At 55.5% G+C, this 23466-nt stretch carries 23 protein-coding genes and 1 tRNA gene; 10 read left to right on the top strand and 14 right to left on the bottom strand.

Annotation, left to right across the window (positions count from 1 at the left end; genetic code table 11):
• Positions 1 to 111 precede the first annotated feature (111 nt).
• Together V3C20_RS04110 and fmt are read right to left on the bottom strand one after the other, a co-directional pair.
• A complete protein-coding gene (locus V3C20_RS04110; protein WP_130084348.1) occupies positions 112 to 2118 on the bottom strand; it encodes a UvrD-helicase domain-containing protein in 2007 nt (668 codons plus the stop codon).
• Positions 2119 to 3063 carry a methionyl-tRNA formyltransferase gene (gene fmt / locus V3C20_RS04105; RefSeq protein ID WP_130084347.1) on the bottom strand — a complete coding sequence of 315 codons (945 nt, stop codon included), beginning with the start codon at positions 3061 to 3063 and terminating at the stop codon, positions 2119 to 2121.
• Between the two features lie 91 nt (positions 3064 to 3154).
• On the opposite strand from fmt, the gene V3C20_RS04100 reads away from it, so the two are divergent.
• From V3C20_RS04100 to dtd, 6 genes are all read left to right on the top strand, one after another.
• On the top strand, positions 3155 to 4375 hold the full coding sequence (locus V3C20_RS04100) for a hypothetical protein (protein ID WP_161981384.1): 1221 nt from the start codon (positions 3155 to 3157) through the stop codon (positions 4373 to 4375).
• Positions 4376 to 4380: 5 nt separating this feature from the next.
• Positions 4381 to 5109, top strand: a complete 729-nt coding sequence (locus V3C20_RS04095) for a type III pantothenate kinase (RefSeq protein WP_130084345.1) — start codon at positions 4381 to 4383, stop codon at positions 5107 to 5109.
• A 135-nt stretch (positions 5110 to 5244) separates the two neighbouring features.
• A complete protein-coding gene (locus V3C20_RS04090; RefSeq protein WP_012420022.1) occupies positions 5245 to 5487 on the top strand; it encodes an acyl carrier protein in 243 nt (80 codons plus the stop codon).
• Positions 5488 to 5586: 99 nt separating this feature from the next.
• Positions 5587 to 6129, top strand: coding sequence for a hypothetical protein (locus tag V3C20_RS04085; protein WP_130084344.1), 543 nt, complete (start codon positions 5587 to 5589; stop codon positions 6127 to 6129).
• On the top strand, positions 6086 to 6862 hold the full coding sequence (locus tag V3C20_RS04080) for a LysM domain-containing protein (protein WP_130084343.1): 777 nt from the start codon (positions 6086 to 6088) through the stop codon (positions 6860 to 6862). Before V3C20_RS04085 ends, V3C20_RS04080 begins: the two co-directional genes overlap by 44 nt.
• Positions 6859 to 7311, top strand: a complete 453-nt coding sequence (dtd, locus tag V3C20_RS04075; RefSeq protein ID WP_130084342.1) for a D-aminoacyl-tRNA deacylase — start codon at positions 6859 to 6861, stop codon at positions 7309 to 7311. Before V3C20_RS04080 ends, dtd begins: the two co-directional genes overlap by 4 nt.
• A 332-nt stretch (positions 7312 to 7643) precedes the next feature.
• Here dtd and V3C20_RS04070 read toward each other — a convergent pair whose 3' ends face one another.
• Genes V3C20_RS04070 through V3C20_RS04060 form a run of 3 tightly spaced genes read right to left on the bottom strand, consistent with a single transcriptional unit; the run spans position 7644 to position 11099 of the window.
• Complete coding sequence (locus tag V3C20_RS04070; protein ID WP_067572315.1) at positions 7644 to 8411, bottom strand: succinate dehydrogenase/fumarate reductase iron-sulfur subunit; 768 nt, start codon at positions 8409 to 8411, stop codon at positions 7644 to 7646.
• 40 nt (positions 8412 to 8451) lie between these two features.
• Entirely contained in the window at positions 8452 to 10410 is a 1959-nt protein-coding gene (locus tag V3C20_RS04065) for a fumarate reductase/succinate dehydrogenase flavoprotein subunit (protein WP_130084341.1), read from the bottom strand.
• A gap of 20 nt (positions 10411 to 10430) precedes the next feature.
• The gene (locus V3C20_RS04060; RefSeq protein WP_161981383.1) at positions 10431 to 11099 is read right to left on the bottom strand and encodes a succinate dehydrogenase cytochrome b subunit; all 669 of its coding nucleotides are present in this window, start codon (positions 11097 to 11099) and stop codon (positions 10431 to 10433) included.
• A gap of 233 nt (positions 11100 to 11332) precedes the next feature.
• Here V3C20_RS04060 and V3C20_RS04055 point away from each other — a divergent pair, with 233 nt between their 5' ends.
• Together V3C20_RS04055 and V3C20_RS04050 are read left to right on the top strand one after the other, a co-directional pair.
• Positions 11333 to 11605, top strand: a complete 273-nt coding sequence (locus V3C20_RS04055) for a hypothetical protein (RefSeq protein WP_130084339.1) — start codon at positions 11333 to 11335, stop codon at positions 11603 to 11605.
• Positions 11606 to 11610: 5 nt separating this feature from the next.
• Positions 11611 to 12429 carry a TatD family hydrolase gene (locus V3C20_RS04050; RefSeq protein ID WP_162851517.1) on the top strand — a complete coding sequence of 273 codons (819 nt, stop codon included), beginning with the start codon at positions 11611 to 11613 and terminating at the stop codon, positions 12427 to 12429.
• A 195-nt stretch (positions 12430 to 12624) separates the two neighbouring features.
• Here V3C20_RS04050 and V3C20_RS04045 read toward each other — a convergent pair whose 3' ends face one another.
• The 6 genes from V3C20_RS04045 to V3C20_RS04020 all read right to left on the bottom strand — a co-directional run bounded on the left by V3C20_RS04045 (position 12625) and on the right by V3C20_RS04020 (position 19399).
• Positions 12625 to 13176, bottom strand: a complete 552-nt coding sequence (locus V3C20_RS04045) for an N-acetylmuramoyl-L-alanine amidase (protein WP_130084337.1) — start codon at positions 13174 to 13176, stop codon at positions 12625 to 12627.
• Between the two features lie 387 nt (positions 13177 to 13563).
• Positions 13564 to 14280: a PEP-CTERM sorting domain-containing protein gene (locus V3C20_RS04040; RefSeq protein WP_130084336.1), complete on the bottom strand. Its 717-nt coding sequence runs from the start codon at positions 14278 to 14280 to the stop codon at positions 13564 to 13566.
• 617 nt (positions 14281 to 14897) lie between these two features.
• Positions 14898 to 16100 (bottom strand): SUMF1/EgtB/PvdO family nonheme iron enzyme, encoded by a 1203-nt coding sequence (locus tag V3C20_RS04035; protein ID WP_130084335.1) that lies wholly within the window; start codon positions 16098 to 16100, stop codon positions 14898 to 14900.
• Positions 16101 to 16120: 20 nt separating this feature from the next.
• A complete protein-coding gene (fabG, locus tag V3C20_RS04030; RefSeq protein WP_130084334.1) occupies positions 16121 to 16867 on the bottom strand; it encodes a 3-oxoacyl-[acyl-carrier-protein] reductase in 747 nt (248 codons plus the stop codon).
• 332 nt (positions 16868 to 17199) lie between these two features.
• On the bottom strand, positions 17200 to 17730 hold the full coding sequence (locus tag V3C20_RS04025; RefSeq protein ID WP_130084333.1) for a hypothetical protein: 531 nt from the start codon (positions 17728 to 17730) through the stop codon (positions 17200 to 17202).
• Between the two features lie 58 nt (positions 17731 to 17788).
• Positions 17789 to 19399 carry an ABC-F family ATP-binding cassette domain-containing protein gene (locus tag V3C20_RS04020; protein ID WP_130084332.1) on the bottom strand — a complete coding sequence of 537 codons (1611 nt, stop codon included), beginning with the start codon at positions 19397 to 19399 and terminating at the stop codon, positions 17789 to 17791.
• A 132-nt stretch (positions 19400 to 19531) separates the two neighbouring features.
• Between V3C20_RS04020 and V3C20_RS04015 the strand changes: the two genes are divergently transcribed.
• Complete coding sequence (locus V3C20_RS04015) at positions 19532 to 20233, top strand: hypothetical protein (protein ID WP_149873786.1); 702 nt, start codon at positions 19532 to 19534, stop codon at positions 20231 to 20233.
• A gap of 220 nt (positions 20234 to 20453) precedes the next feature.
• On the opposite strand, the gene V3C20_RS04010 is transcribed toward V3C20_RS04015, so the two are convergent.
• Positions 20454 to 20582 carry a hypothetical protein gene (locus tag V3C20_RS04010; protein ID WP_262714652.1) on the bottom strand — a complete coding sequence of 43 codons (129 nt, stop codon included), beginning with the start codon at positions 20580 to 20582 and terminating at the stop codon, positions 20454 to 20456.
• Between the two features lie 215 nt (positions 20583 to 20797).
• Positions 20798 to 21391 carry a ribosome-associated translation inhibitor RaiA gene (raiA, locus tag V3C20_RS04005; RefSeq protein ID WP_130084329.1) on the bottom strand — a complete coding sequence of 198 codons (594 nt, stop codon included), beginning with the start codon at positions 21389 to 21391 and terminating at the stop codon, positions 20798 to 20800.
• Positions 21392 to 21740: 349 nt separating this feature from the next.
• Between raiA and V3C20_RS04000 the strand changes: the two genes are divergently transcribed.
• Positions 21741 to 21817 (top strand) — tRNA-Met (locus V3C20_RS04000).
• Positions 21818 to 21982: 165 nt separating this feature from the next.
• Here V3C20_RS04000 and V3C20_RS03995 read toward each other — a convergent pair.
• Positions 21983 to 23149, bottom strand: coding sequence for a DUF418 domain-containing protein (locus V3C20_RS03995; RefSeq protein ID WP_130084328.1), 1167 nt, complete (start codon positions 23147 to 23149; stop codon positions 21983 to 21985).
• Positions 23150 to 23466: the final 317 nt, after the last annotated feature.

Here is a 23466-nt window from a genome sequence, read left to right as displayed (position 1 = left end):
CTTCTTGAGCCCGCAACGGCGGCTCTGTGCCAGATGGGAACTGTGCGCCGCCGTGTTTGTTAATCAAGGAAAACGTTGTATTCATGAATAGATACCGATTATCCCGACTACCTATTCATCTTCCAGAAGCATGCTGCGGAGGGAATCAAAGAAGTTTTCCGATTCCTCTTCCGTAGCCTCCGCATTCATCAGGTCTTCCCATTTGGAATATTCCATCAGGTGGGGGGGAATTTCGCTCAGGAAGGAGGAACGCTGGCAGGGCATGCGATCTCCGTAGCGCAGGCGTGTGGCACAGTAGGTCAGCATGAGTCTTTCCTGCGCACGCGTGATGCCCACATACAGCAGACGGCGTTCTTCGTCGCAGTTGCCGTCTTCCAGCGAGCGCTTGTGCGGCAGGATTCCTTCCTCCAGGCCTACGAGGTAAACGACGGGGAATTCCAGCCCCTTGGCGGCGTGCATGGTGATCAGACAGACGCCCGGCTTGTTTTCCACGTCGTCATCGTTGTCCTCCTTGTCCAGGGTAACCTGGGCCAGATAGTCCCTCAGGCTTTTTTCCGGCTGCCAGAAATTGCGGAGGGAGGCTTTCACGTCTCCGATGGAAACGAGGCGTTTCTGCGTTTCCGCCTCCGTCTTGCACAGCCGAGTGACGTAGTCGCTGAATCCCGTTTCTCCAATGAGCTGTTCCATGGCATCTCCAAAGTTGGTTTCCTTGTCTTGGAAAATATCGATGTATTTGGTGATTAGCTCGTTGAATTCCTGAATGCTGTTGCGGGCGCGGGTGGTCAGGGTTTCCAGGAATTCCTCGTCCTGCAGGGCAGCCCAGACGCTGTTGCCGTGTTCCCGGCTCCAGTCGATGGCAAGCTGGGCCGTCAGGTCGCTGATGCCGCGGGGGGGCGTGTTGAGGATGCGCAGCAGATATTCGTCCGCCTGCGGGTTTTCAATCGTTGCCAGGTAGGAGATAAGGTCCTTCACCTCCTTGCGGTCGAAAAAGCTCTGCGCCCCCACCATGCGGTAGGGTATTTTGTGTTCCCGCAGGGTTTGTTCAATGACTCGGCTCTGGGTATTGGCCCGGAACAGGATGGCAAAATCCTCCCAGGGGCGTTCTTCCTGTCTGCGGACGTTTTCAATGTCCGTGATGATGAATTCCGCCTCTTCCGCGTCGCCGGGCATGGAGATGAGGCGTACGGGATCTCCGCCGCCCTTGTGGGCGCGCAGCGTTTTGTCTCTGCGGCCCAGGTTGTGCCGTATCAGAGCGTTGGCCGTGTCCAAAATGGGGGCGGTACAGCGGTAGTTTTCCTCCAGCTTGATGACGGAGGGGTTCGGGAAAAAGCGTTCGAATTCCAGGATGTTGCTGATCTGTGCGCCGCGCCATCCGTAAATGGACTGGTCGTCGTCCCCTACCACGCAGACGTTGTGATCCGGTCCTACCAGGTGGCCGAGGAGGCTCATTTGCAGGCTGTTGGTGTCCTGGAACTCGTCCACGGTGATGTACCGGAAGCGCTGCTGCCAGGCGGCCCGGACATCCGCGTGTTCCTTCAGCAGTTTGTCCGCCAGTATCAGCAGGTCGTCAAAGTCCACGGAATTCTGGGCCTGAAGCTCCCGCTGGTAGGAGGCGGCGATATTGGCCGTCAAGTTGTCTTCAATGGAGTCAATGCCGAGGCCGTTGTTTTTCATCCGGCTCATGGCGGACAACACGTCCTTGGGCCCGATTTTTTCCTTGATGCCGCCGTGGCGGACGATGAGGCGGCGGATCAGGCCGCTTTGCTCGGACCCGCTGTAAATGGTGAAGTTGGTCTTGTAACCCAGACGGCCTATGTCCTCCCTCAGGATGCGCACGCACAAGGAGTGGAAAGTGCTGACCATGATCTGGCGCGCCGCCTTCCGGTCCACCATCTGGCCCACGCGTTCCCTCATTTCCAGAGCGGCCTTGTTCGTGAACGTAACGGCCAGGATGCTTTTCGGACTGATGCCTTTGTCCACCATGTGGGCAATGCGGCAGGTGACGGTGCGCGTTTTTCCCGTTCCCGCTCCGGCCAGGATCAGGACAGGCCCCTGAAGGGTCTGAACGGCCCGGCGCTGGGCCGCGTTCAGGCTTTCCATGGAAAATGACTTGGCCATTTACACGTCGAAATGGATGTCTTTCAAATTTGGGTGCCCAGCGATGAGTTGTGCAATGTTCATGCGCGTGCTGCCTTCCAGTTGAACGTCCGTCACCAGCAGGCCTCCTTCACCGCAGGCAATCAGCAGTCCCTGCTCCCCGGCGGAAAGCACCTGGCCCGGTTTGCCGGAAGCCTCCGGCACGATGGTGAAGCCAGGGAAGATTTTCATGTTGCGGATGCGCCCCTTGCGGTTCCAATAGTTGGTAAAGGTACCCGGCCAGGGATCGTAGGCCCGGATCATCCGTCCGATTTCCTCGGCGGGAACGGTCCAGTCTATCTTGCCGTCCGCCCGCAGAAGCTTGGGGGCGTATGTGGCCAGGATTTCCTGCTGGCGGACGCGTGCGGCCGTTCCCTTTTCAATGGCATGGATGACGGGAAGAAGAACGTCCGGGGCCATTTGCGCCAGTTTGTCGTGCAGGCTGCCGCCGGTTTCCGTGCCGTCCAGGGGAGTGCTGATCTGGGCAATGATGTCTCCGGCGTCCAGTTTTTTGACGATGTGCATGATCGTTACACCCGTATGGGAATCCCCCGATTTAATGGCGGACTGGATGCAGGCCGCGCCGCGGTGGCGCGGGAGCAGGGAGGCATGGGCGTTGATGCAACCCATGGGGGCCATGTCGATTACTTCCTGGCTTAAAATCTGCCCGTACGCCATGACCACGATCAGGTCCGGGTTCAGCCTTTTGAGGCCCACCAGGGATTCCGGCGCCTTCAGGGAGGCCGGCTGGAACACGGTGATGCCCGCTTCCCGGGCGATGTTCTTGATGGGGGGTGCTGTGAGAATCTGGTGCCTGCCCACCGGACGGTCGGGCTGCGTAACCAGTCCTACCAGATCCGTGTGCCGGATCAGGCTGCGGAAGGCGGGAATGGCAATGTCGCCCGTACCCATGAAGACGATGCGCATGGCAGGGAGATTGCCTTGCCGGCTTGCGCAGGTCAATTTAAATCAGGAGACATGGAGGGAATATCGCTGCGGGGAACCGGTTTTTTGCGTTATGCCGCGGCGGTGCGCCGTCGTCTGTTTCCCGACGGCCCGGTTCGTGAGGAAAGAAGTTCTTTCCGATTGGGTGGAATATGGTATATGTTTCTCCATGGAGCATGGAAGGCTGCCGCGTATTTTGATCATCACCGCAGGGTATGGAGAAGGGCACAATTCCGCTGCCCGCGGCGTACAGGAGGCGGTGAAGGGAAGGGCGGAAACGCGTCTTGTTGACTTGTGTGCGGAGGCCATGCCCGCTATGTTCCGGATGACCCGCGCGGGATATCTCTGGGTCATTTCCCGCATGCCCGGCCTCTGGAAGCTGATGTACGACGTGAGTGACCGGCGCAACATGGCGGAAAAGCCGGTCAAGGGCCTGGGCCCGGTGGAAGGGCTGCTGGAACGGCTGCTGCTGGAATGGAAGCCGGACGCCGTTGTCTGTACATACATGGTGTATCCCTACATGCTGGATTCCATCGCCGCGCGTACGGGACGCGCCGTGCCGTATATCACCGTGGTGACGGACTCCTTTGTTATCAACAAGTCGTGGCTGTGTGCGGATTCTCCTCTCTTTGCCGTTACGGATTCATGGACGCGGGACGTCATGGCGGGAAAGGGAATTGATCCGGAAAGAATTCGCGTGACTGGTTTTCCCGTAAATCCCTGTTTGGAGGCGGTCCGGAAGCATCCCATTTGCTGGAAGCCGGGGGAACCGTTCCGCGTTCTTTATTTTGCCCAGCGTTCTTTCCGGCATGCCCGTGAAGAGCTGGAGGCCATGCTGGAGGCCGACCCCGCCGTGTATGTGACCTGCATCCTGGGCCGCAAATTCAGGAGGATTTATCCCCATATCCGCGATTTGCGCGCGAAATACGGTACAAGGCTGACCGTGCGCGGCTGGACGCGCCGCGTACCCTCGTACCTGACTGTAAACCATGTGGTGGTCGGCAAGGCCGGAGGCGCTACGGTGCATGAGGTGCTGGCCGCCGCGAGGCCCATGCTGGTGAATTTTCTTCTGCCCGGACAGGAAGAGGGAAACGCCCGCCTGCTGGAGACCCTGGGCGGCGGCGGCCATGTGCAGGATGCCGCCGCATTGGCGGAAGCCCTGAAGAACATGATGGCGGACGAAGGAGCGCCATGGAGGCTCCTGCATGAAAACCTGCTGAAGGCGGATATGACCGGAGGAAGCGGAAAGATAGCGGATTTGGCCTTGAATCTCGCGGCGGAACGTACTAACTGATTCCCGTGACCTATCTGCTGATCGACAACTCCAATACGCGCACCAAATTCGTGCTCTCCACCCCGGAGGCCCTGCTGAAGGAGCGGCGCATGATCCCCACCCGGGAAGTGAGCGAGGAACGGCTGGACGACGCCCTCAAGGGACTTCACTATGATGCCGCCGTCGTGTGTTCCGTGGTGCCCCGCGTGGCGGATGTTCTGAGGAACTGGCTCACCAGGCCAAGCCATTTTCTTTCCTGCGATTCCCGGCTGGGCGTGGGCATAGACTATCCTTCCCCGCGCCAGATCGGTGCGGACAGGCTGGCGAACGCCGCCGGGGCCGTGGCCTATTACGGTTATCCGTGCATTGTGGTTGACTTCGGAACGGCCGTGACATTTGACGTGATCGGCCCGGAGCGCACTTATCTGGGCGGAGCGATTGCCCCCGGGCTGGCCAGCATGGGGGATTACCTGGCACGCAATACGGCCCTGTTGCCCGCCATTGAACCCCATGAGCCGAAACATGCCATCGGAACAAGCACGGTGGAAGCCATGCATTCCGGCGCCGTGTACGGCTACCGCGGCATGGTGAAGGAAATTCTGGCGAAGCTGGAGGAAGAAGTGGGAAGGCGCCCCACGGTCGTGGCTACAGGCGGAGATGCGGCCCTGATTGCCCGGGGAGTGCCGCGCATCGACCATGTGGACCCGGATATTACGCTGAACGGCCTGCGGATGGTTGCCGGGCTTAATCTTTGAAAAGTGGTGCAAGAGCCTGCTTCAGAAGGGATTTCCCTCCGGGTGGCATGATAGATGACACGTAAAAACTCATAAATAGGTATTGCAAAACCTGCATGCCCCATGTAGTATCCATGAACCTTAACAATAAATATCATGTCTGATAACAGCATCGAAGAAAAAGTAAGAAGTATCATCGTTGACCAACTTGGCGTTGAATCCGATAAAGTGACTGCTGATGCGAAATTCATCGAGGATCTCGGTGCTGATTCGCTGGATACCGTTGAACTCGTGATGGCTTTCGAAGAAAACTTTGACATCGAAGTGCCTGACGAAGAAGCGGAAAAACTTCAGTCCGTGGCAGACGTCGTTGCCTACATCGAAAAAGTTCAGGGCTAAGTTGAACTGCTGAAATCCTTTGTATAAAAAGCGGCTTCCCTGTAATTCTGCAAGGGAGCCGCTTTTTCATGGGATGACCTCGGTTTCCGCCTTTCTGCCATGAGTGAATTGCCCCCATATTCCCGTGACGACATTCGCTACGCGGCGGAAATGACCCGCGTAGTATATGAACCGGACCGCCGCATAGATACCTTCGGCGACACCCGGTTCAATTTCCTCCTGATCTCCGAAGTGATGGACGAGATTGACGTGGTGCGCGTACGCAGCGGCTGGGTGGAGGCAGAGAAGCCCAAGATCATACGCCCCTCTATTTACAATGAAGTCAGTACGGAGGGGTTTTCCGGGGAGGCCAAACGCTTTTTTGACTGGCTGTCCAAAAATGGTCCCGGATTCCTGACTCTGCTGGAGTATGGATTCCGGTTCAAGCGGTCGGAGGTACGGGAGGAAATTTTGCATGAACCACTTGAAACCGTTCGCGGCCGGTTGCTGGACCAGGTGCGCAACGGCGAGGACACATTCATGGCCCTTGTGGAAGGGGTGGATGACGCATGGGAGGTCTCCCTCTTGAAATTCACCGTGGAAATGATACAAAAATCCCATGAGATCAACATTTTCGACTTCAAGCGCAAGGGCCTGCTGTAGCCTTCTGGTGGTGCTATTCTGCGCCCATGCCGCTGTGGCCGACGGGGAAAATTACTCCCTTTGGCCGCGCCGTCCGGCAGCCCTTGAAGAAGCCCGCAGGTTGATGGACCGCGGCAATCTGGCGCAAGCCTTGGAACTGCTCCAGCCCTTGGTAAGGCAGGGCGGTGTAGTGGGGCGGGAGGCCAAGGATCTCATCGGGGCCCTGCGCATCCGCCAGGTTCTGGACCCCAATGGACCGGATGTGAAGCAATACACCGTCAAAAGCGGAGATTCTTGGATACGCATGGTCAAGAGGCTGGGCTGTTCCCAGGCCATGCTGGTGCATTTGAATGGCCTGATGGATGTTCCTTCTCTTCAACCGGGGGATGTATTCAAATACCGCCCCCTCAATTTCCATGTGGTGGTCAACGTGCCTGAGAAGGAAGTCTGCCTGTACGACGGAGAAAACTTTGTAAGGGCCTATCCCATTGTGGCCATGAAGGACACGGGACGGAAGAATTTTGAGACGACCGTCAAGGATGAACAGGCTTCCTTTTCCATCTACGACAAACATTATCCCGCGGCGGACAAGACCCTTCTGCTGGCCGCCGGAGGATATATCATCGACGCCGGAAACGGAACCCCCCGTTCCCCGGGATTTTATCTGAACCGGCAGGATTGCAATGAACTGGCCATGCTGACGAGGCCGGGTACCAAAGTGACTATTATCAGGGAGAAGGGAACGGAACAATGAGGATGGTCGTCCAGCGGGTGACGGAAGCCGCCGTCCATATCGGGGGAGTCTGTGCGGGCCGCACGGGCCGCGGGCTGATGATTTTGATAGGTATTGAGAAGGCGGATACGGAAGAAGACGTGCTTTGGCTGGCGAAAAAGGCGGTGGACATGCGCATTTTTTCCGATGAGGAAGGAAAGATGAATCTTTCTGTGAAGGATATCGGGGGAGGAGCCTTGGTCGTCAGCCAGTTCACGCTGCACGCTTCCACTAAAAAGGGCAACAGGCCCTCCTTCATCCGCGCCGCGAAGCCCGACCATGCCGTTCCCCTCTACGAACGGTTCAAGAAGGAGCTGGCCGCACTGCTGGGAGGCAGGGTGGAGAGCGGGGAATTCGGTGCGGATATGCAGGTTTCCCTGGTCAATGACGGCCCTGTGACAATCTTCATGGATTCCCGGAACAGGGAGTAAGTTTTTCCTCCCTGGCGAGCGCATTGTTCAGAGAGGAGTCTCGCTTTTCATTTGAGACGGATAGCCGTTAAGACTGCGAGAGCTTAATTTCCGTTCCGCAGACAAGGGAAAAGACGCGGTGGATATCCCGGCTGCCTCTGCGTGGCTCCGTCAGTGTGGAGGATGGGGAAGAACTTCCTGCCTTTCCGGTTGAAGGCGGCATGATTGAATACTATTCTCAGTAACCGTCCTTGCTGAAAGACGGCGGGGTTTCAAAAGGGATTTAAAAAAACAGGGGCTGTTCCGCTTTTGGGCAGAACAGCCCCTTGATAGGGATTTTGCTGAAAGTCCTGTTAGTAGCAGAGGCCTTCCTTGGCATTGGCGCGGATGAAGTCGCGGTTGAGGCGGGCAATGTTGTCCACGCTCACGCCCTTCGGGCAGGCCGCTTCACATTCATACTGGTTCGTGCAGTTGCCGAAGCCTTCCGCTTCCATCTGCTTCATCATGGCCAGGACGCGCTTGGTGCGTTCCGGCTGGCCCTGGGGCAGAAGGTTGAGGTGGGCAATCTTGGCGGAGGTGAACAGCATGGCGGAGGCGTTCTTGCAGGAAGCCACGCAGGCGCCGCAGCCGATGCAGGCGGCGGCGTCGAAGGCGGCTTCCGCCTTCACCTTTTCCACGGCAATGTTGTTGGCATTCGGGGCCGCTCCGGTGCGCACGTCGATGTAGCCGCCGGCGGCAATGATGCGGTCCAGGGCGGAACGGTCCACCATCAGGTCCCGCAGGATCGGGAAAGCCTTCGCGCGGAAGGGCTCGATCCAGACGGTATCGCCGTCCTTGAACTTGCGCATGTGAAGCTGGCAGGTGGTCACCTGGCGTTCCGGCCCGTGGGGGATGCCGTTGATCGTCAGGGAGCACATGCCGCAGATGCCTTCCCGGCAGTCGTGGTCAAAGTGGATGGGCTCCTTGCCTTCCTTCACCAGACCTTCGTTGACGATGTCCAGCATTTCCAGAAAGGAGGCGTCCACCGGGATATCCTTGGCGGCGTAAGTCTCAATGCGGCCCTTGGCATCCTTGTTTTCCTGGCGCCAGACCTTGAGGGTGAGATTGATTGTTTTAGCCATGTGATAATCTTTCTTTTAAGTGTTAATGTAGTGGCTATTTTTACTTGTAGCTGCGGATGGCAAGGTGCACGTTGTCGAAGGTCAGCGGTTCCTTGTGAAGAATCGGCAGTTCGTCCACCCCGGCGTATTCCCAGGCGGCCACATAGGCGTATTCTTCGTCGTTGCGCTTGGCTTCGCCGTCCGGCAGCTGGTATTCCACGCGGAAGTGGGCGCCGCAGGATTCCTGGCGGTTCAGGGCGTCGTAGCAAAGGAGCTGGGCGAATTCCAGGAAGTCCGCTACGCGGCAGGCTTTTTCCAGTTCCGCATTGATGCCTTCCGCGGTGCCTGTAACGAGCACGTTTTCCCAGAATTCCTTCCGGAGCTGCGGAATGCGTTCAATGGCGCGCATGAGACTTTCTTCCGTGCGGGCCATGCCGCAGTCGTCCCACATGATCAGCCCCAGTTCGCGGTGGAAGGAGTCCACCGTCTTGGTGCCCTTGACGTTGAGCAGCTTGTTGATGCGTTCCTTCACAGCGTCTTCCGCAGCCTTGAATTCCGGAGCGGCCGTAGTGACGGCGCCGGGCTTGGTGGACGTCAGGTAGGTTGGCAGGGTGGCGGGGATGACGAAGTAGCCGTCGGACAGGCCCTGCATCAGAGCGGAGGCTCCCAGGCGGTTGGCGCCGTGGTCGGAGAAGTTGGCTTCACCGAGGACGTGCAGGCCTTTTACGTTGGACATGAGGTTGTAGTCCACCCAGAGGCCGCCCATGGTGTAGTGGGAGGCGGGGTAGATCATCATGGGCGTTTCATGGGGATCGTCGTCCGTGATTTCCTCGTACATGTCAAAGAGGTTGCCGTACTGGCCGTCAATCCATTCCCGGCCCATGCGCTTGATTTCGTCAGCAAAGTCCAGGAACACGCCCTTGCCGGTGATGGCCACGCCGCGGCCATCGTCACAGGCTTCCTTGGCGGCGCGGGAGGAAATGTCGCGCGGAGCGAGGTTGCCGAAGGAGGGGTACTTGCGTTCCAAGTAGTAGTCGCGTTCTTCTTCGGGAACGTCGGAGGGTTTGATTTCCTTCTTGCGGATTTTTTCCGCTGTCTCACGGGATTTGGGCACCCAGATGCGGCCGCTGTTGCGGAGGGATTCCGACATCAGCGTCAGCTTGGACTGATAGTCCCCCTTCACCGGAATGCAGGTGGGGTGGATCTGCGTGAAGCAGGGGTTGGCGAAGAATGCGCCGCGCTTATATGCCTTGTAGGCGGCGGTCACGTTGCAACCCATGGCGTTGGTGGACAGGAAGAACACGTTGCCGTAGCCTCCCGTGCAGAGCAGCACGGTATCACCGGCGTAGGACTTGATTTCACCCGTTACCAGGTTACGGGTGACGATGCCCTTGGCTTCGCCGTCCACGATGACGAGGTCCATCATTTCATGGCGGGTGAACATTTCAATGTGGCCTTTGGCGATTTCCTTTTCCATGGCCTGGTAGGCGCCCAGCAGAAGCTGTTGGCCGGTCTGGCCGCGGGAGTAGAAAGTGCGCTTGAGCTGGGCGCCCCCGAAGGAACGGTTGTCCAACAGGCCGCCGTATTCACGGCCGAAGGGAACGCCCTGGGCGACACATTGGTCAATGATGTTGGAGGACACCTCCGCCAGGCGGTACACGTTGGCTTCGCGGGCGCGGAAGTCGCCACCCTTCACGGTATCGTAGAACAGGCGGTACACGGAGTCGCCGTCGTTCTGGTAATTCTTGGCCGCGTTGATGCCGCCCTGGGCCGCGATGGAGTGGGCGCGGCGGGGACTGTCCTGGTAGCAGAAGCATTTTACGTTGTAGCCGAGTTCGGCCAGAGTCGCGGCTGCGGAACCGCCGGCCAGTCCGGAACCCACGATCAGCACGGTGTATTTGCGCCTGTTGTTCGGGTTGATCAGCTTGGCTTCAAGCTTGTACTTGGACCATTTGTCCTGAATAGGGCCGGAGGGAATATTGGCGTCCGGCATCCAATCGCTTACGGGAAAATTAATCATGTCTTTGCAGTGAGTTGAGGTTATTTGATGATACCCAAAAGAACCGACACCGGCACGGAGATGAAGCCGGCGCATATCACCACGCCGTAAGCGATGGCGATGAAGTTGTACACGGGGCGGATTTTCCGGGAGTCAAGGCCCACCGTCTGGAAGATGGACTGCACGCCGTGGCGCAGGTGGCTGAAGAGCATCAGGATGGCCAGGATGTAGAACGCAGAGCACCATACGTTGCTGAACCCGTTGACAATCATCCTGTAAACGTCGAATGTCTCCACTTTGCCGTCAGAGATGTAGGCGACGTATTGTGCGGGATCATAGCCGACGCGCAGGGTGTACTGGTAGAGATGGTAGATCAGAAACACCAGGATGGTCAGGCCGGTGTAGATCATGTAGCGGGAGGAGAGCGTCGCCTTGATCGTGTTCTTGAACACATAGGGTTCGCGGGCCGCGTTGTTCTCCAGCTTCAGTTGGATGGTCAGCCAGATATGGATGATGAAGATCACCGCAAGGCCCAGGCGGATGCCCCACAGGGCGGCTTCCGGCATGGAGTGCAGGCCATGGGCGTATGTGTTGATCCACTCAGGCCCCCCGAAAATGAGGAGGTTGCCTGCCAGGTGTCCCGCAAGGAACAAGACTAAACATAACCCCGTCAGAGCCACAATGATTTTGCGGCCGATGGAGGATGTCACGAATGTACATATGGTTTTTACTAGTGCATTCATAGGCGCTCTAATGAAATAAATGCGTCTCCACAGGATGACGGATTCAGGTTCGGATGGCAAGCCTCTTCTTGAATTCCCGGCGCTTTTTGGATTTTCGCAAAGGCGCGGGAACCCCTTGCAAATCACTAGTTTGGAATAGTTATAAATTTGTTACCCATTCCGGCTTGACTGGGCTTTCCGCACGGGCGTATCGTCACTGCATGAAAAGGAGCAAAAAAGAGGTTCTGGACGCGGACTTTGCCGCGGCGCGTGCGGGCGTGCTGGATGTAGCCGCATTTCTGGACCGTGTGGACAGAGGAGAAGGAGAAGCCGATTTCCGCTACCAGGCATTGCTGGAAGTACTCCCGCTGTTGTCCGTCCCCGGCCCCGGGCGAGCCCGCGCCGTGCTGGAAGCGCTTTCCTGCCGGGATGCCGCCATAGCTGAAACCGCCGCCTCCAAGGCCGCCTGCGGAGCACCGAACCCGAACAAATAATCATCATGGCTTTCATTGAACCACATATTCACATGGTGTGCCGCACCACGGACGAATACCGCGCCATGGCCCAGGCCGGATGCCTGGCCGTGGGGGAACCCGCCTTCTGGGCCGGGTATGACCGTTCTTCCGTGGACGGTTTCCGGGACTACTTTGTCCAGCTTACGGAATGCGAGCCGGCCAGGGCAGCCAAGTTCGGCCTGGATCACTATACCTGGCTGTGCATCAACCCGAAGGAAGCCCAGGACGTGGTCTTTGCACGGGAAGTGATGAAGCTCATTCCCCAGTTCATCGACCGGCCCAATGTCCTGGGCATCGGGGAAATCGGCCTGAACAGGAACACTTCACGGGAACTGGCTATTTTTGAAGAGCATCTGGACCTGGCCATCCATCTCAATCAGCTTGTCCTGATTCACACTCCCCATTTGGAAGACAAGCTCAAGGGGACCAACATGATTCTGGATGCCCTGAAAAACCGTCCGGAATTGGAGCCGAGCCGGATATTGATTGATCATTGCGAGGAACATACGTTCCCGCTGGTGAAGGATGCCGGTTACTGGGCAGGCCTGACCCTGTACCCGACCAGCAAGCTCAATCCCAAACGTGCGGCGGATATTCTGGAAATATACGGAATGGACCGTGTCTGGGCCAATTCCGCCGCGGATTGGGGAGATTCCGATCCCCTGGCGCTGACTGCTCTGGCTTGTGAGCTTTACGGGCGCGGTTTTTCCCGGACGGAAGTGGATCGCCTTCTTTTGTCCAATCCGGAGGCGTTCATGGGCCAATCTCCCAAGTTTCGGAAGGTGTCCGCCCGGCTGGGTTAGGGAAAATTTCCGGTTCCCCTGTCCCTGCCTGGAAACAGGGCAGGGGGGAATAGCGGCATTTACCCGTTCCTGAAAACGGGAGGAAAGCGGTGGAAATGGGCTATCAGGAGGGTTACTGTAGTGCCCGGCGGTTCTGCCTGCCGGGTCCGGGAAACTTTAAGACTTTTCGTTAGCGCAGGAAAAGAAGGATGCCGGTCAAGGCTTCCACTCGTTGATGGCACGGGCCACTTCCACACAAAGTTCGCGGATGCGGTTTTGGAGTCGTTCATTGTCCTCCGGATTGGATGCAGCAAAGGCCGGTTCCACCAGAACGGCGGGCATTCTGGTTTTGGTGAAGTAGGAAACGGCACGTGCGCTTTGCCTGTTGACCGGTTTTAACCCCCGGTTTTTCAGCTCCAGAACACTTACCATGGCGTCGTTTACCAGTGTGGCTGCCAGTTTTCCCTTGGGGGAGCTTTCCCAGTACAAAGTTTCCGTGCCGGTAGCGGAAGGAGAATCCGCGCTGTTGAAATGGAATTCAATGGCCAGGTGCGCCCCGGTGTTGTTGCAGGCTGCCGCCGCATGTCCGGGAGTGGTTCCTCCGGTGTCGGAACGGTTGACGATAGGTGCCTGGTGCCCCATCTGTTGAAGTTCCTTCTGCAGCAAGGGCAGATGATGTTTCCAGAAAGAGTATTCGGAATATTTTTTATCATATGTTTCCGCTCCTCCGTCTTTTGGAGAGTGGCCGATGGATAAGGCAATTTTCATGGCGATGTGTTGTCGGAATTGTTAATTGAACGGAGCTCCTTTGGCCCACGAATTACAGACTAGGATAAAGACGGTGGAAAATCAATGTGCGTAATACGTTTTGAAGATATTGCCCACGGAACAGAAGTCGCTCATGTGGAAATTCTTCCGCTGAAGATACCGCAGGAATAAACGGACGGTGTGAAAAGGAAATTCCGCTTTTCTGGTTCAGGAGACGCCTGGGAATGTACGGAACGGAAGAAGAGCAGCTGTGCATGAATGCAAACAGTACCGGAAAAGAATACCCTTCAGTATCGCCTGCCTTGCGTAAACTTTTCAAAGATGAAAAAAGACTGCTCCGCATTTGGCGGAGCAGTCCCGAAAGAAAGATTAAAAAGGATGGAAAACCTATGCTCTGCGGCGGCGCATCATCAGAGCGGCCAGCCCCAGCAGGCTCAGGGAAGCAGTGGCGGGTTCCGGAACGTTTGCTATTTCAGCCATGAGCTGGCCTATCTGCTCTTGTGAAAGGGCGGAATCATGCACGTAGAGCTGTTCAATGGCGTCCGCCATTCCCGCGTTAATCAGGAGCTGGGTGATATCCACATTGCCGAATTTCAATCCGCTAGCAGTATAATAGGTGGACTCGTCCCCCAGATAAATGCGGGTTCCGGATTCTCCGGTAACCACGGAAATGGTCAGCGTGCCTTCCGTACCCAGGGTTGTCGTCGTAGGGCCGCCGGAATAGGCTCCATTATTCCACAATCCCTGCAGGGTGCGGTCTGTATTAAGGCCCACACCCCAGCTTGTACTTCCGCCTTTGGCGTTGAACAGAGCGGTATAGCTTTCAGGAGTATTGAGTTTTGACAAATCCAGAACCATGGAGAGGGTCATGTTGTTGCGCCCGCCATTACCGGAAGGCTGGCTGAATTTGACATCCGGACCGGACAGAAGCAGGTTGTCGCCGCTTGTGGCGATTGTGACGGAGTCCCGCTGGGTGCCGAAATCGGCGATTCGGGACTCAAAATCGGAATATCCCACGATTGACTGCTCCAGGAGGGTGGTGGCTGCGGAAGCGGCTACGTTGAGACCTGCTGTAAGCATTAGAATGGACAATATTTTCTTCATGGCTGATTTTAAGTGGCGGGCTTGTTTCCTGCCTACATAACGGTTTTGGAATCCGTTCTGTTTTTCATACAAACTGAAGAAATTATTAAATCTATGTAAAACAAAGAATTTAAAGCCCCCTGGATGAAAGAACCAGTTATATAAAAAGCCAATGAATATTAATTCTTTAGGAAAACATAATATTGACGGTTAATATTTTTGGTTGTTGGCGGATTCCAAATTCGCATAGGTAAATTTCATATATGGAACAACAGTATTAGCATGAAGAAGTTATTGATTAATCTGCTGGTATTAAGAGTGCAGTGTGATTGGTGAACACAATAGGCCAACATCCGTTTTTACGGAACCCCGTGGGAAACGGCTCCGGAATCTGTTACGGCGGCTTTGAGTCTTCTTGGTCCGGTTGCACTGCTGATGCATTGCCGCATGGAATGAGCGTTTCGTTGATGGATTAATTATTTCTTTGTCATAGCCCTAGGATTGTTGGTCCTAAAGCCGAGCAAAGATAATGTACCGGATAGGTCATTATTCCATAAACGACTCGGAGGAATGCATTGGTGAACTCAGGATTTGCAGCCATTCACCGATTGAAACGGAGGCGCACTGAGAGGAATTACTCATGGTTCCCCTTTAGAAAAATTCCAGAGGCGGTGCATGGTAATTACGTCCGGGATGTGCATGGGGCGTACCACGCGGAAGCCAATCATGCCGCCGTCTGTCAGGTACCAGATGCTTTTAGGGTTCTGGGGGTCTTGCCGGTTCCAGGCGGGGGTGCTGGCACGGCGTGCGGCGCTTCGCAGTCGGTCCGGATCATCCTCCCATGAACCGCCCCGGACGATGTGGGGCGCTCTGGGCCGGATAACTAGCGGGTCTTTCACGGCATTCCCGGTTCTTTTCCCGTAAGCATCCGGTGCGTAGGAGTCCAGAACCCATTCCGCCACGTTTCCATGCATGTCGCGCAGGCCCCAGGCATTCGGTTCTCTGGTTCCCGTCCGCTGGTAGCGGTCATTGGAGTTGTCCCAATACCATGCGTACCGCTCCAGGCGGTCTTCTCCGCTGCCGTAGCAATAAGCACCGGGATTTCCGGCACGGGCGGCGTATTCCCATTCCGCTTCCGTGGGAAGGCGGTAGTAATGCCCGGTCTGGGCGCTGAGCCATTCGCAGAATTTACTGGCGGCGTGGTGGGACATGGAAATGGCCGGCATGCCGCGTTCATAGCCGTGGCCCATTCCCAGGTTCATGGCGGTATAGGGCGCTGTGGGCTGTGTCACGGCATCCCAGAGTTCGTCGTCCGGCTGTTCCTCCAACAGTTGACCGTCTTTGGCGCGCGGACGCCCGTTTTCCATGAAGGCGGTGTAAAGTTCCCAGGGGATTTCCATTTCCGAGATCCAGAAGGGAGAAATGCTTACTTCATGCTGAGGGCCTTCGTCCGGCTTACGGTGGGGTTCATTTTCCGGGCTTCCCATCAGGAAGGAACCTCCCGGTATGGCAATCATGCGCAGGGAGGCGCCCGCTGCGGGTACGGCCTCCGTATAGGATTCAAACCGGGCAGGGGTACCCGTTGATTCGATGAGCTGATGAATTTGGCGCGTGGTTCCCACCAGTTCCGGAGAGGGCAAGCCGTCGGGAACGGGAAGGGCAGGTCCTGCAGCACGTTCCAGTTCCCGTTTTTGAAGCGCGGAACGGCTTTCTCCCCACTGGCGCGCGCCGGTAATGCGCGCGGCATCCTCCGTGGCTGGCCTGGGACTGCCGTCATCCCGGCACCCTGCCAGCAGGGCACCCCCCCCGAGGAGGCAGGAAACAAGGAAAATGCCGCGCATGGAAAAGTGATGTCCGGGCCTTACATCGTCATGCCCCCGTCGCAGGTGATGACCTGTCCGGTGATATAGCGTGCATCATCGGAGGCAAGGAAGGCGGTAAGGGATGCGATGTCGTTCGGTTCTCCAAGGGACCCCAGAGGAATCTTTTTGAGCATTTCCTCCTTGATCTTTTCCGGGATGGCGTCCGTCATGTCCGTGGCGATGAAGCCGGGCGCGATGGCGTTGCTTGTTACTTTACGGCTGGCGAATTCCTGGGCAAGGGACTTGGTGAAGCCGATGAGGCCTGCCTTGGAGGCAGCGTAGTTGGCCTGGCCCATGTTGCCCGTGAGGCCTACGACGGAACTCATGTTGATGATGCGGCCCGCAGGGGATTTCATCAGGATGCGCTGGAAAGCCTTGACCATGTTGAAGGCGCTTTTCAGGTTGGTGGACATGACGGAATCCCAGTCTTCCTCTTTCATGCGGAGCATCAGGGTGTCGCGCGTAATTCCGGCGTTGTTCACCAGAATGTCAATCTGCGGAAAGTTTGCCAGAATGGCCGCCGCAGTTTCCTGAACCGCGTCATAATCTGCCACGTCACAGGGATAGGCCGTGCATGAACCGGGGAATTCCTTGTTGATTTCTTCCGCGGCTCCCCCGCAGCTGGATGCGCTGCGGCTGATCAGGATGACCGTAGCTCCTTCCGAAGCGAAGCGCCGGGCAATGGCATTGCCGATGCCGCGGCCTGCGCCGGTGACGATTGCTGTTTTACCTGCTAATTTTTGCATGCTGCCCTCAGTAAACCTGTTTTCCGCGTATCCGGCAAGCTTGAAATGGAGCGGGGCAGGGGGCTGAACCCGGTGTTCCCGTTTCTCTCAGGATATGCTGTCCCTTGTTCGTCTCTCTTGCCGAATCCCGCCGCAGATTCAAAACACGATGGCCTTTCCATCCGTCTGAACCGTGTAACGGGTAGGCCTGCGCTCTTGGTCGGGAGTTTCCATCCGTCAACCGTGTTGCTGGAATACATTACCCAGACAGATTATTGGACTGCACCGTATTTCCGTATCCGGCCTTTTGATGGTGGAGGCCGTTTTGCAGGCAACCCGGAAGATGTGAGGTATTATTCCTCGTCTTGCTCGTCCCCTCCGGAGGCAGGCCCTCCCTCTTCTTCGTCCTGCTCGATGAATTCGCTAAGTTCGTCCGAGTTATTCATCACATCTTTCAGGGCGGTGGAGTTGTAAAAATCAGCTTTTACCAGGCGCTTGCCTTCCTGTTTGCAGCTTTCTTCCAGTCTTTTTCCCCGCTCTTCCATCTTTTCTAACAAATCGAACGCTTTTTCCTGTTCCGCATCGCTGAGTTTATTCATGAGATCCTGGAAATGCTTGATGTCTTTCTGAATACCTTCCAGGGTTTTGGCTGCTTTGTCTGCGCTTTCCTTGTCCTGGGTTGCGGCCAGGGTCTGCTGTATGTTGATTAACAGGGAGAGAGATTGATTGACGAGGGAATCAGCCGAAGGGATGGCCTCCTTCGCGGTCGCAGTCGCAGCCGGAGTGGATGTCGGCGGAGCCTGGGGAACGGCGGGTGTGTCTGCCAGCAGGGGAGCGGCGGACAGAAGGACGAAACTTAAGACGGGGATGGAAGAAGTCTTCATTTACTCTTTGTAAAGCAGAGAGGCACACGGAGCAAGGAGAAAAGAAGACGTACGCGGGCTATTCCGCCGTGATGCCGCCCTTCTCGTCGTCCAGAATCCCGGATTTCTCCAGGTAATAATCGTAACCGCCTGCGTAGGTGGTGATGGTTCCCCGGTTGACGTGCAGGGTTTTTTCCGCCAGGGAGCGGATGAAGTGCACGTCGTGGGAGATGAAGACCAGCGTGCCTTCATAATGTTTCAGGGCCTGGACAAGGGCTTCCACGGAAAGGAGATCCAGGTGGGTAGTCGGTTCATCCATCAGCAGGAGGTTGGGAGGGTCCACCAGGAATTTGACCAGACTGAGGCGTGATTTTTCTCCCCCGGACAACACGCTGACGCGTTTCTCCACATCCAGGCGGCGGAACAGGAAGGACCCCAGAATGGAACGCGCTTCCTCCTCCCGGATTTCTGCATTGCACTTCATGATTTCCTCCAGAACGGTGTTTTCCGGATTCAGGTTTTCCGTACGTGCCTGGGAAAAGTACCCGATGCGCGTTGTGGTGCCGGGAATACGCTTGCCGGAGTCGATGGGGATGATGCCGGCAAGGATTTTCAGAAGGGTGGATTTTCCCGCACCGTTGGGACCCACTAGAACAGTTCTTTCCCCGCGTTCCACCAGCAGATCCAGGTTTTCATAGACTTTGTGGTCGCCGTAGGACTGGCACACCTTTTCCAGCTCAATCACCTTCTGTGTACTGCGCGGAGGCTGGGGGAAGTTGAACTTGAACACCTTTCTGCGTGCTACGGGCTTTTGGATGACCTTCATTTTTTCCAGCTGCTTGATGCGGCTCTGCACCTGGCCCGCCTTGGAGTTAATGGAGCGGAAACGGTCGATGAACTCCTGAATGTGCGCGATTTCCTTCTGCTGGTTGCGGTAGGCGGCCTGGAGCTGTTCAAAGCGGACATCCCTTTGTTTCAGGAAATCCGTATAATTGCCGCGGTATTCTACCAATTCCTCGTTGTCGATGTCGTACACGTTTTCCACCAGCTCATCCATGAAATCCCGATCGTGGGAAATCATCAGGATGGCGCCGGGATAATTTTTCAGATAACGCTGGAGCCAGAGCAGGGAAAGAAGGTCCAGGTGGTTGGTGGGTTCGTCCAGCATCAGGAGGTCCGGTTCCAGAACCAGCAGTTTGGCCAGATAGGCGCGCATGATCCATCCGCCGGACATCTCCCGTGCGGGACGGTGAAAATCGCTTTCCCGGAAGGCAAGTCCCTTGAGAATCTTCTTGGCCTTGGGTTCCAGCTGATAGCCGTTGGCGGCATTAAATGTGTCAATCGCGTCCGCATACTCCGGCGTGTCCGTTTTATTGGCATTCTCGCTCATGCGGATGATATGGATCGCCCGTTCCATTTCCGGTGTGACGCCCATCGCTATTTCCAGCACGGTCTCGTCCTTCGGTTCGCTGGCCTCCTGGGGCAGGTAGCCTACAATGGCATATTCATCCAGGCTGATGGAACCTTCGTCTGGCGTATCTTCCCCGAGAATCATGCGGAACAAGGTGGATTTGCCTGCGCCATTGGGTCCAACCAGGGCAACTCTCTCTCCCCAGTTGATGGTCATTTCCGTTTCTCTGAACAGGGTGCGTCCGGCGTGGGCTTTTGTAAGTTTTTTAATTGTCAGCATGGTGGAGGAAGGGGTGCATTCTACCGATCAGGTGCGGAGAAGGCAAGAGCGGGCAGGTTGTTGCCGGGGAATTTTGAAAGCTTTGCTGGATTTTCCCGTGCAGTTTGATAGCCTTGCCGCGCTATGCCAGCCATGAACACATTCAGGCTTTTTCTTGCCGCCGTACTTTTGGGAGGCTGGAGTTCCTGCTGCACCCCTCCTGGTGAAAATTATGTGCAACAGACTTATGCACAGCATCAAATGTCCAGTCTTAAGGAGTCTTTCCTGGGTTTGTTGCCGGGGAGCCAGGCTTCCCGGCCGGCTGCGCAGGAGGAAGCCAAATGGCTGGCTGATACGGCGGTAACGCAGTCGGCCTCCATTGCCCGAAGAAACAGGGTGGTGTTATTCGGCTGGCTGAACAATATTCTGGTGAATTCCAATCTGCGGGACCGCGGCCTTTGCTGGGAAGTCCAGCAGGATCTGTACCGGGATTTGCGGCGCCGTCCGGTCAAGTATTTCCGTGTAGGGCTGACTATCCGGGACCGCGGGACAGGGCGCGAGCACAGTTGCGTGTACATCAATGCGGCCGGGAAAGGATTGAAGGACTCCCTGGTGCTGGATGCCTGGAAAAACTGTGGCTACCTGGTTGTTCTGACCCAGAAGGACAGGGAAGGCGGCAGATGGGAGGAAGACTGGCGTGAGCCTTACGTCTCCGCCGCTTTTCCGGAAGGCCATTCCTATGATATGCAGTACCATCTCGTCTGGCCCGGATGGGCTCAGAGGCGCAACATGTTCCAGCGGATGCAGACTCAGCAGAAAGCTCCCGAATCCGGTACTGCCGGGCCAGCTTCCTGAAATTGACGGAATTGTCCGTGCATATCCGTTAGTCTGAAGTGAAACTGCGGAAAGCCACCGTTTTTCCGGCCGTCGGCAAATTAATTCCATAACCGGAAGGCGCGGTTCTTTTTTATGGGTGAAACGGTGGCCTGAAAAATAAAAAACGCACTCAGTGCGTACACCGAGTGCGGATTAAATGATAATTTGCTAATGTAGCAGGGCGCGCCCTGCAGCAAACTTACTTCTTCATGGGCTGAACAACCGGGGGGTTGCTCGGTATGGGCTGCTGTTGCTGCTGCTGCTGCTGGGAGCAGGAAGCAACCAGGCAAGCTGCGCCGGCGATGGCGAGGATAGCGATGTTCTTCATAATTCGAATTAAATTACAGTGTTTGTTAACTACTGGAACCTCCGCATCCACGGAGGTTTGCTGGGACCAATGTAAATGGTGGCAAGTAGAAATCAAGAGATTTTCTTGTTCCATGTCACGGCATTACAGAAAAAGGCAGGACTCCCTCATCGGGAATCCTGCCCTGTGCCGCGCAGTGCGGAAAACGTCCGTGTGCCCGGCTGGCGCACTTCACTTTATAAAGTAGTGCCGAGCTCAATGATGGAGTAATCTCCGTCCGGCCTTCTGTACACGATCTGAAGAACATCGCGGCGGGCGTTCCTGTACAGCACGAAAGGCTTGTCGGAAAGCTCCAGTTCCATGATGGCTTCTTCCTTGTAGAGCTTCTTGAGGTTATAGCTTTCCCGGTGGATCAGCATCGGTTCCGGGTCTTCCTTGGAATCTTCCGGATGATCGAGTACGGAATCGTCATACACGGTTTCATCCAGCTTGCGGATGGTTTCCTGATGATGAGGACGGAATTTTTTCATCAGGCGTGTTTTGTGCTTGCGCATGCGGCGCATGATCTTGGTGATCGTTTCGTCGATGCAGGCGTACATGTCCGCTCCCTCCGTGGAAGCGTCAATGGTGATGTGGTCCGAGCAGAACAGGATAACCTGAGAAATCATGCGGTCGCGTTGGACATCAAGTAAGACTTTAACCTCCATAATGCGCGGGAAATCCAGACGGATCCCTTCAATCTTTTTCGTTACGAATTCCCGGATCGCGTCGGTTACTTCCACATGGCGCCCCGTGATCGTAATAGGTGTATTTACGTTTACCTTTTGCATTGTCGTACCTCTTTCTATTGATGTTGATTGCGGAACCCTGTCCGCACCTTTCAAGATATACAGATTTGACAATGTTTGTCGAGGAATCCTTTCTTTTTTTCCGCCCGTGATGCCGGAAATCGTCCGTTCCCCCTTCGGGTGGGGAGACCCCGTTTTTGCGCCTATCGGTTGTTTTCCAGTCTGCGGCGCGAGTGGCCTTTAACGCGGCGCGGAAAAAAGAAGCATTTGAAGTCATTAGGGGCCTTTGTCATACGACAAGGAATGTTAAAAAATCTTATAGCAAAATACTTGACATCCTGTAAAGAGAAGCTATAAAAGTTTCGCACTCCTCTACGGATGCTCTCCAAATCGCGGGATGGAGCAGCCAGGTAGCTCGTCAGGCTCATAACCTGAAGGTCGCAGGTTCAAATCCTGCTCCCGTAACCATTTGAAAGCCCTGCAAGTCAAAAGCTTGCAGGGCTTTTTCGCATCCGGAACACCGTGCTTGAAACAAGCCGGAAATAGGGTGGAATAAGTGTCAAATGGCCGCTTGGGCCTCTAAAAACGCAAGTCAAACTGCGTTTATGATGGTAGGGGGAGCATTGCGGCCTTTTAACGTTGGGAACAAATCCATGTGGCTCGGTGCCAAAGCCCTTCCAGCGGGCCATATTTGTGCCGCGCCAGCCACCATTGACAAAACCTGATCTGCAACAGCATGATGACCAGGCCAACAAGGAAGCTGTTCAAATACCCCAGATAAGGGGCGAGGCCCAATGCATACGGGAAAAAAATCAACGATCCAATGATCGACTGGGAAATATAATTCGTCAAACTCATTTTGCCGTAGAATGTCAGCCCTGCCGTCATTTTACGGAAATATTCCAGCCGATAAAGCAGGACGAAAGCCGCTACCCATATCCCCGTAAAGCTGACATTATGCCACATGGTAAAGATGGTTTTGACGGGGGTGTAAAGTGTCGGCACTTCTTTTGCAATAAAGAATGTGAAAGAAACAACGGCGGAAATCAACAGAGTCCTGACCCAGAAAACCGTATTTTTGTCGCTTTCCTTAAAAAAGCCGCCCTTCCCCAGAATGAATCCGAGGATGAACAGGCCCGGGGCCTGCATCAGGCGCCCGGCGTCAATACCCCAAGTATAACTGGCGACTTGCCCCAGAGTCAGGTTATGCCAGGCCATGGACCAGAAGTTGCCCGAATCCACAAAGACCTTTAACGTGGGATAAGATTCCGGCGCATGCAGGATGGGAGGCGTCCAGCCGGGTGATATCCATTGAACTGCAGCATAAATGATTTCCAGCGGCTGAGCCAGAAAGAAGAAGGAAGCCAGGACAAGAGCCGTTGTGCTCAAACGACGCGCGGGAATTAAAATGAACCCGACAGTTGCAAAGGTCAGCAGGATATCTCCGCCGGGGAAGAAAATGGCATTCAAACAGGCAAAACCAGCCAACAGGCATAACCTCCAGGCGAACCGTCCGGCAAAGTCCTTTCCCTTCTTCAACTGGTTTCCATATTGAATCGCATATGTAAACCCGAACAACAGAGCAAACATTGTATAAGATTTTCCCGCAAATAGGAAAAAGAAAGCCTCTTTTACCGTTTCATTGACGGAGGCCATTGCCGGAGAAGAAGAAACCGGATAGGAATTATAGATGAAGTGCTCCAAAAAATGAACCAGCATAATGGCAATGATCGCGAAACCTCTCAAGGCATCTACAACCTGGATACGCTGGGTATTGTTAATAGGAGTGTTTTCAGTCATTGTCTCTTCCTACGGGGGGGAATACCTTTGTCTTTCAGACTGAATTTTGAAAAGGATTATTTTTCAGTTGAATATAAGCAACCGGCCGCTTTGTCCAAAGCCGGAATAATATATGGAGTGAAAAAAGGAAGATAGGGAAATGATTAAGGGAAGTAAACAGATGCTGTCCGCTGTAAAATAAAAAGGTCCCGGATGTATTTAACATAAATGCAGAAATAAAGCGCAAAACTTTGATTTTTGCCGGTGGCAGGTATTTCTTTGCCATATTTTCAAAACTTGTCCATTGCCAGGATAAAAGTCTGCGTGCTAGCGTCGCT

It is taken from the genome of Akkermansia sp. RCC_12PD (genome assembly GCF_036417355.1).
GTDB lineage: Bacteria > Verrucomicrobiota > Verrucomicrobiia > Verrucomicrobiales > Akkermansiaceae > Akkermansia.
This window is presented reverse-complemented; position numbering and strand designations above follow the sequence as displayed.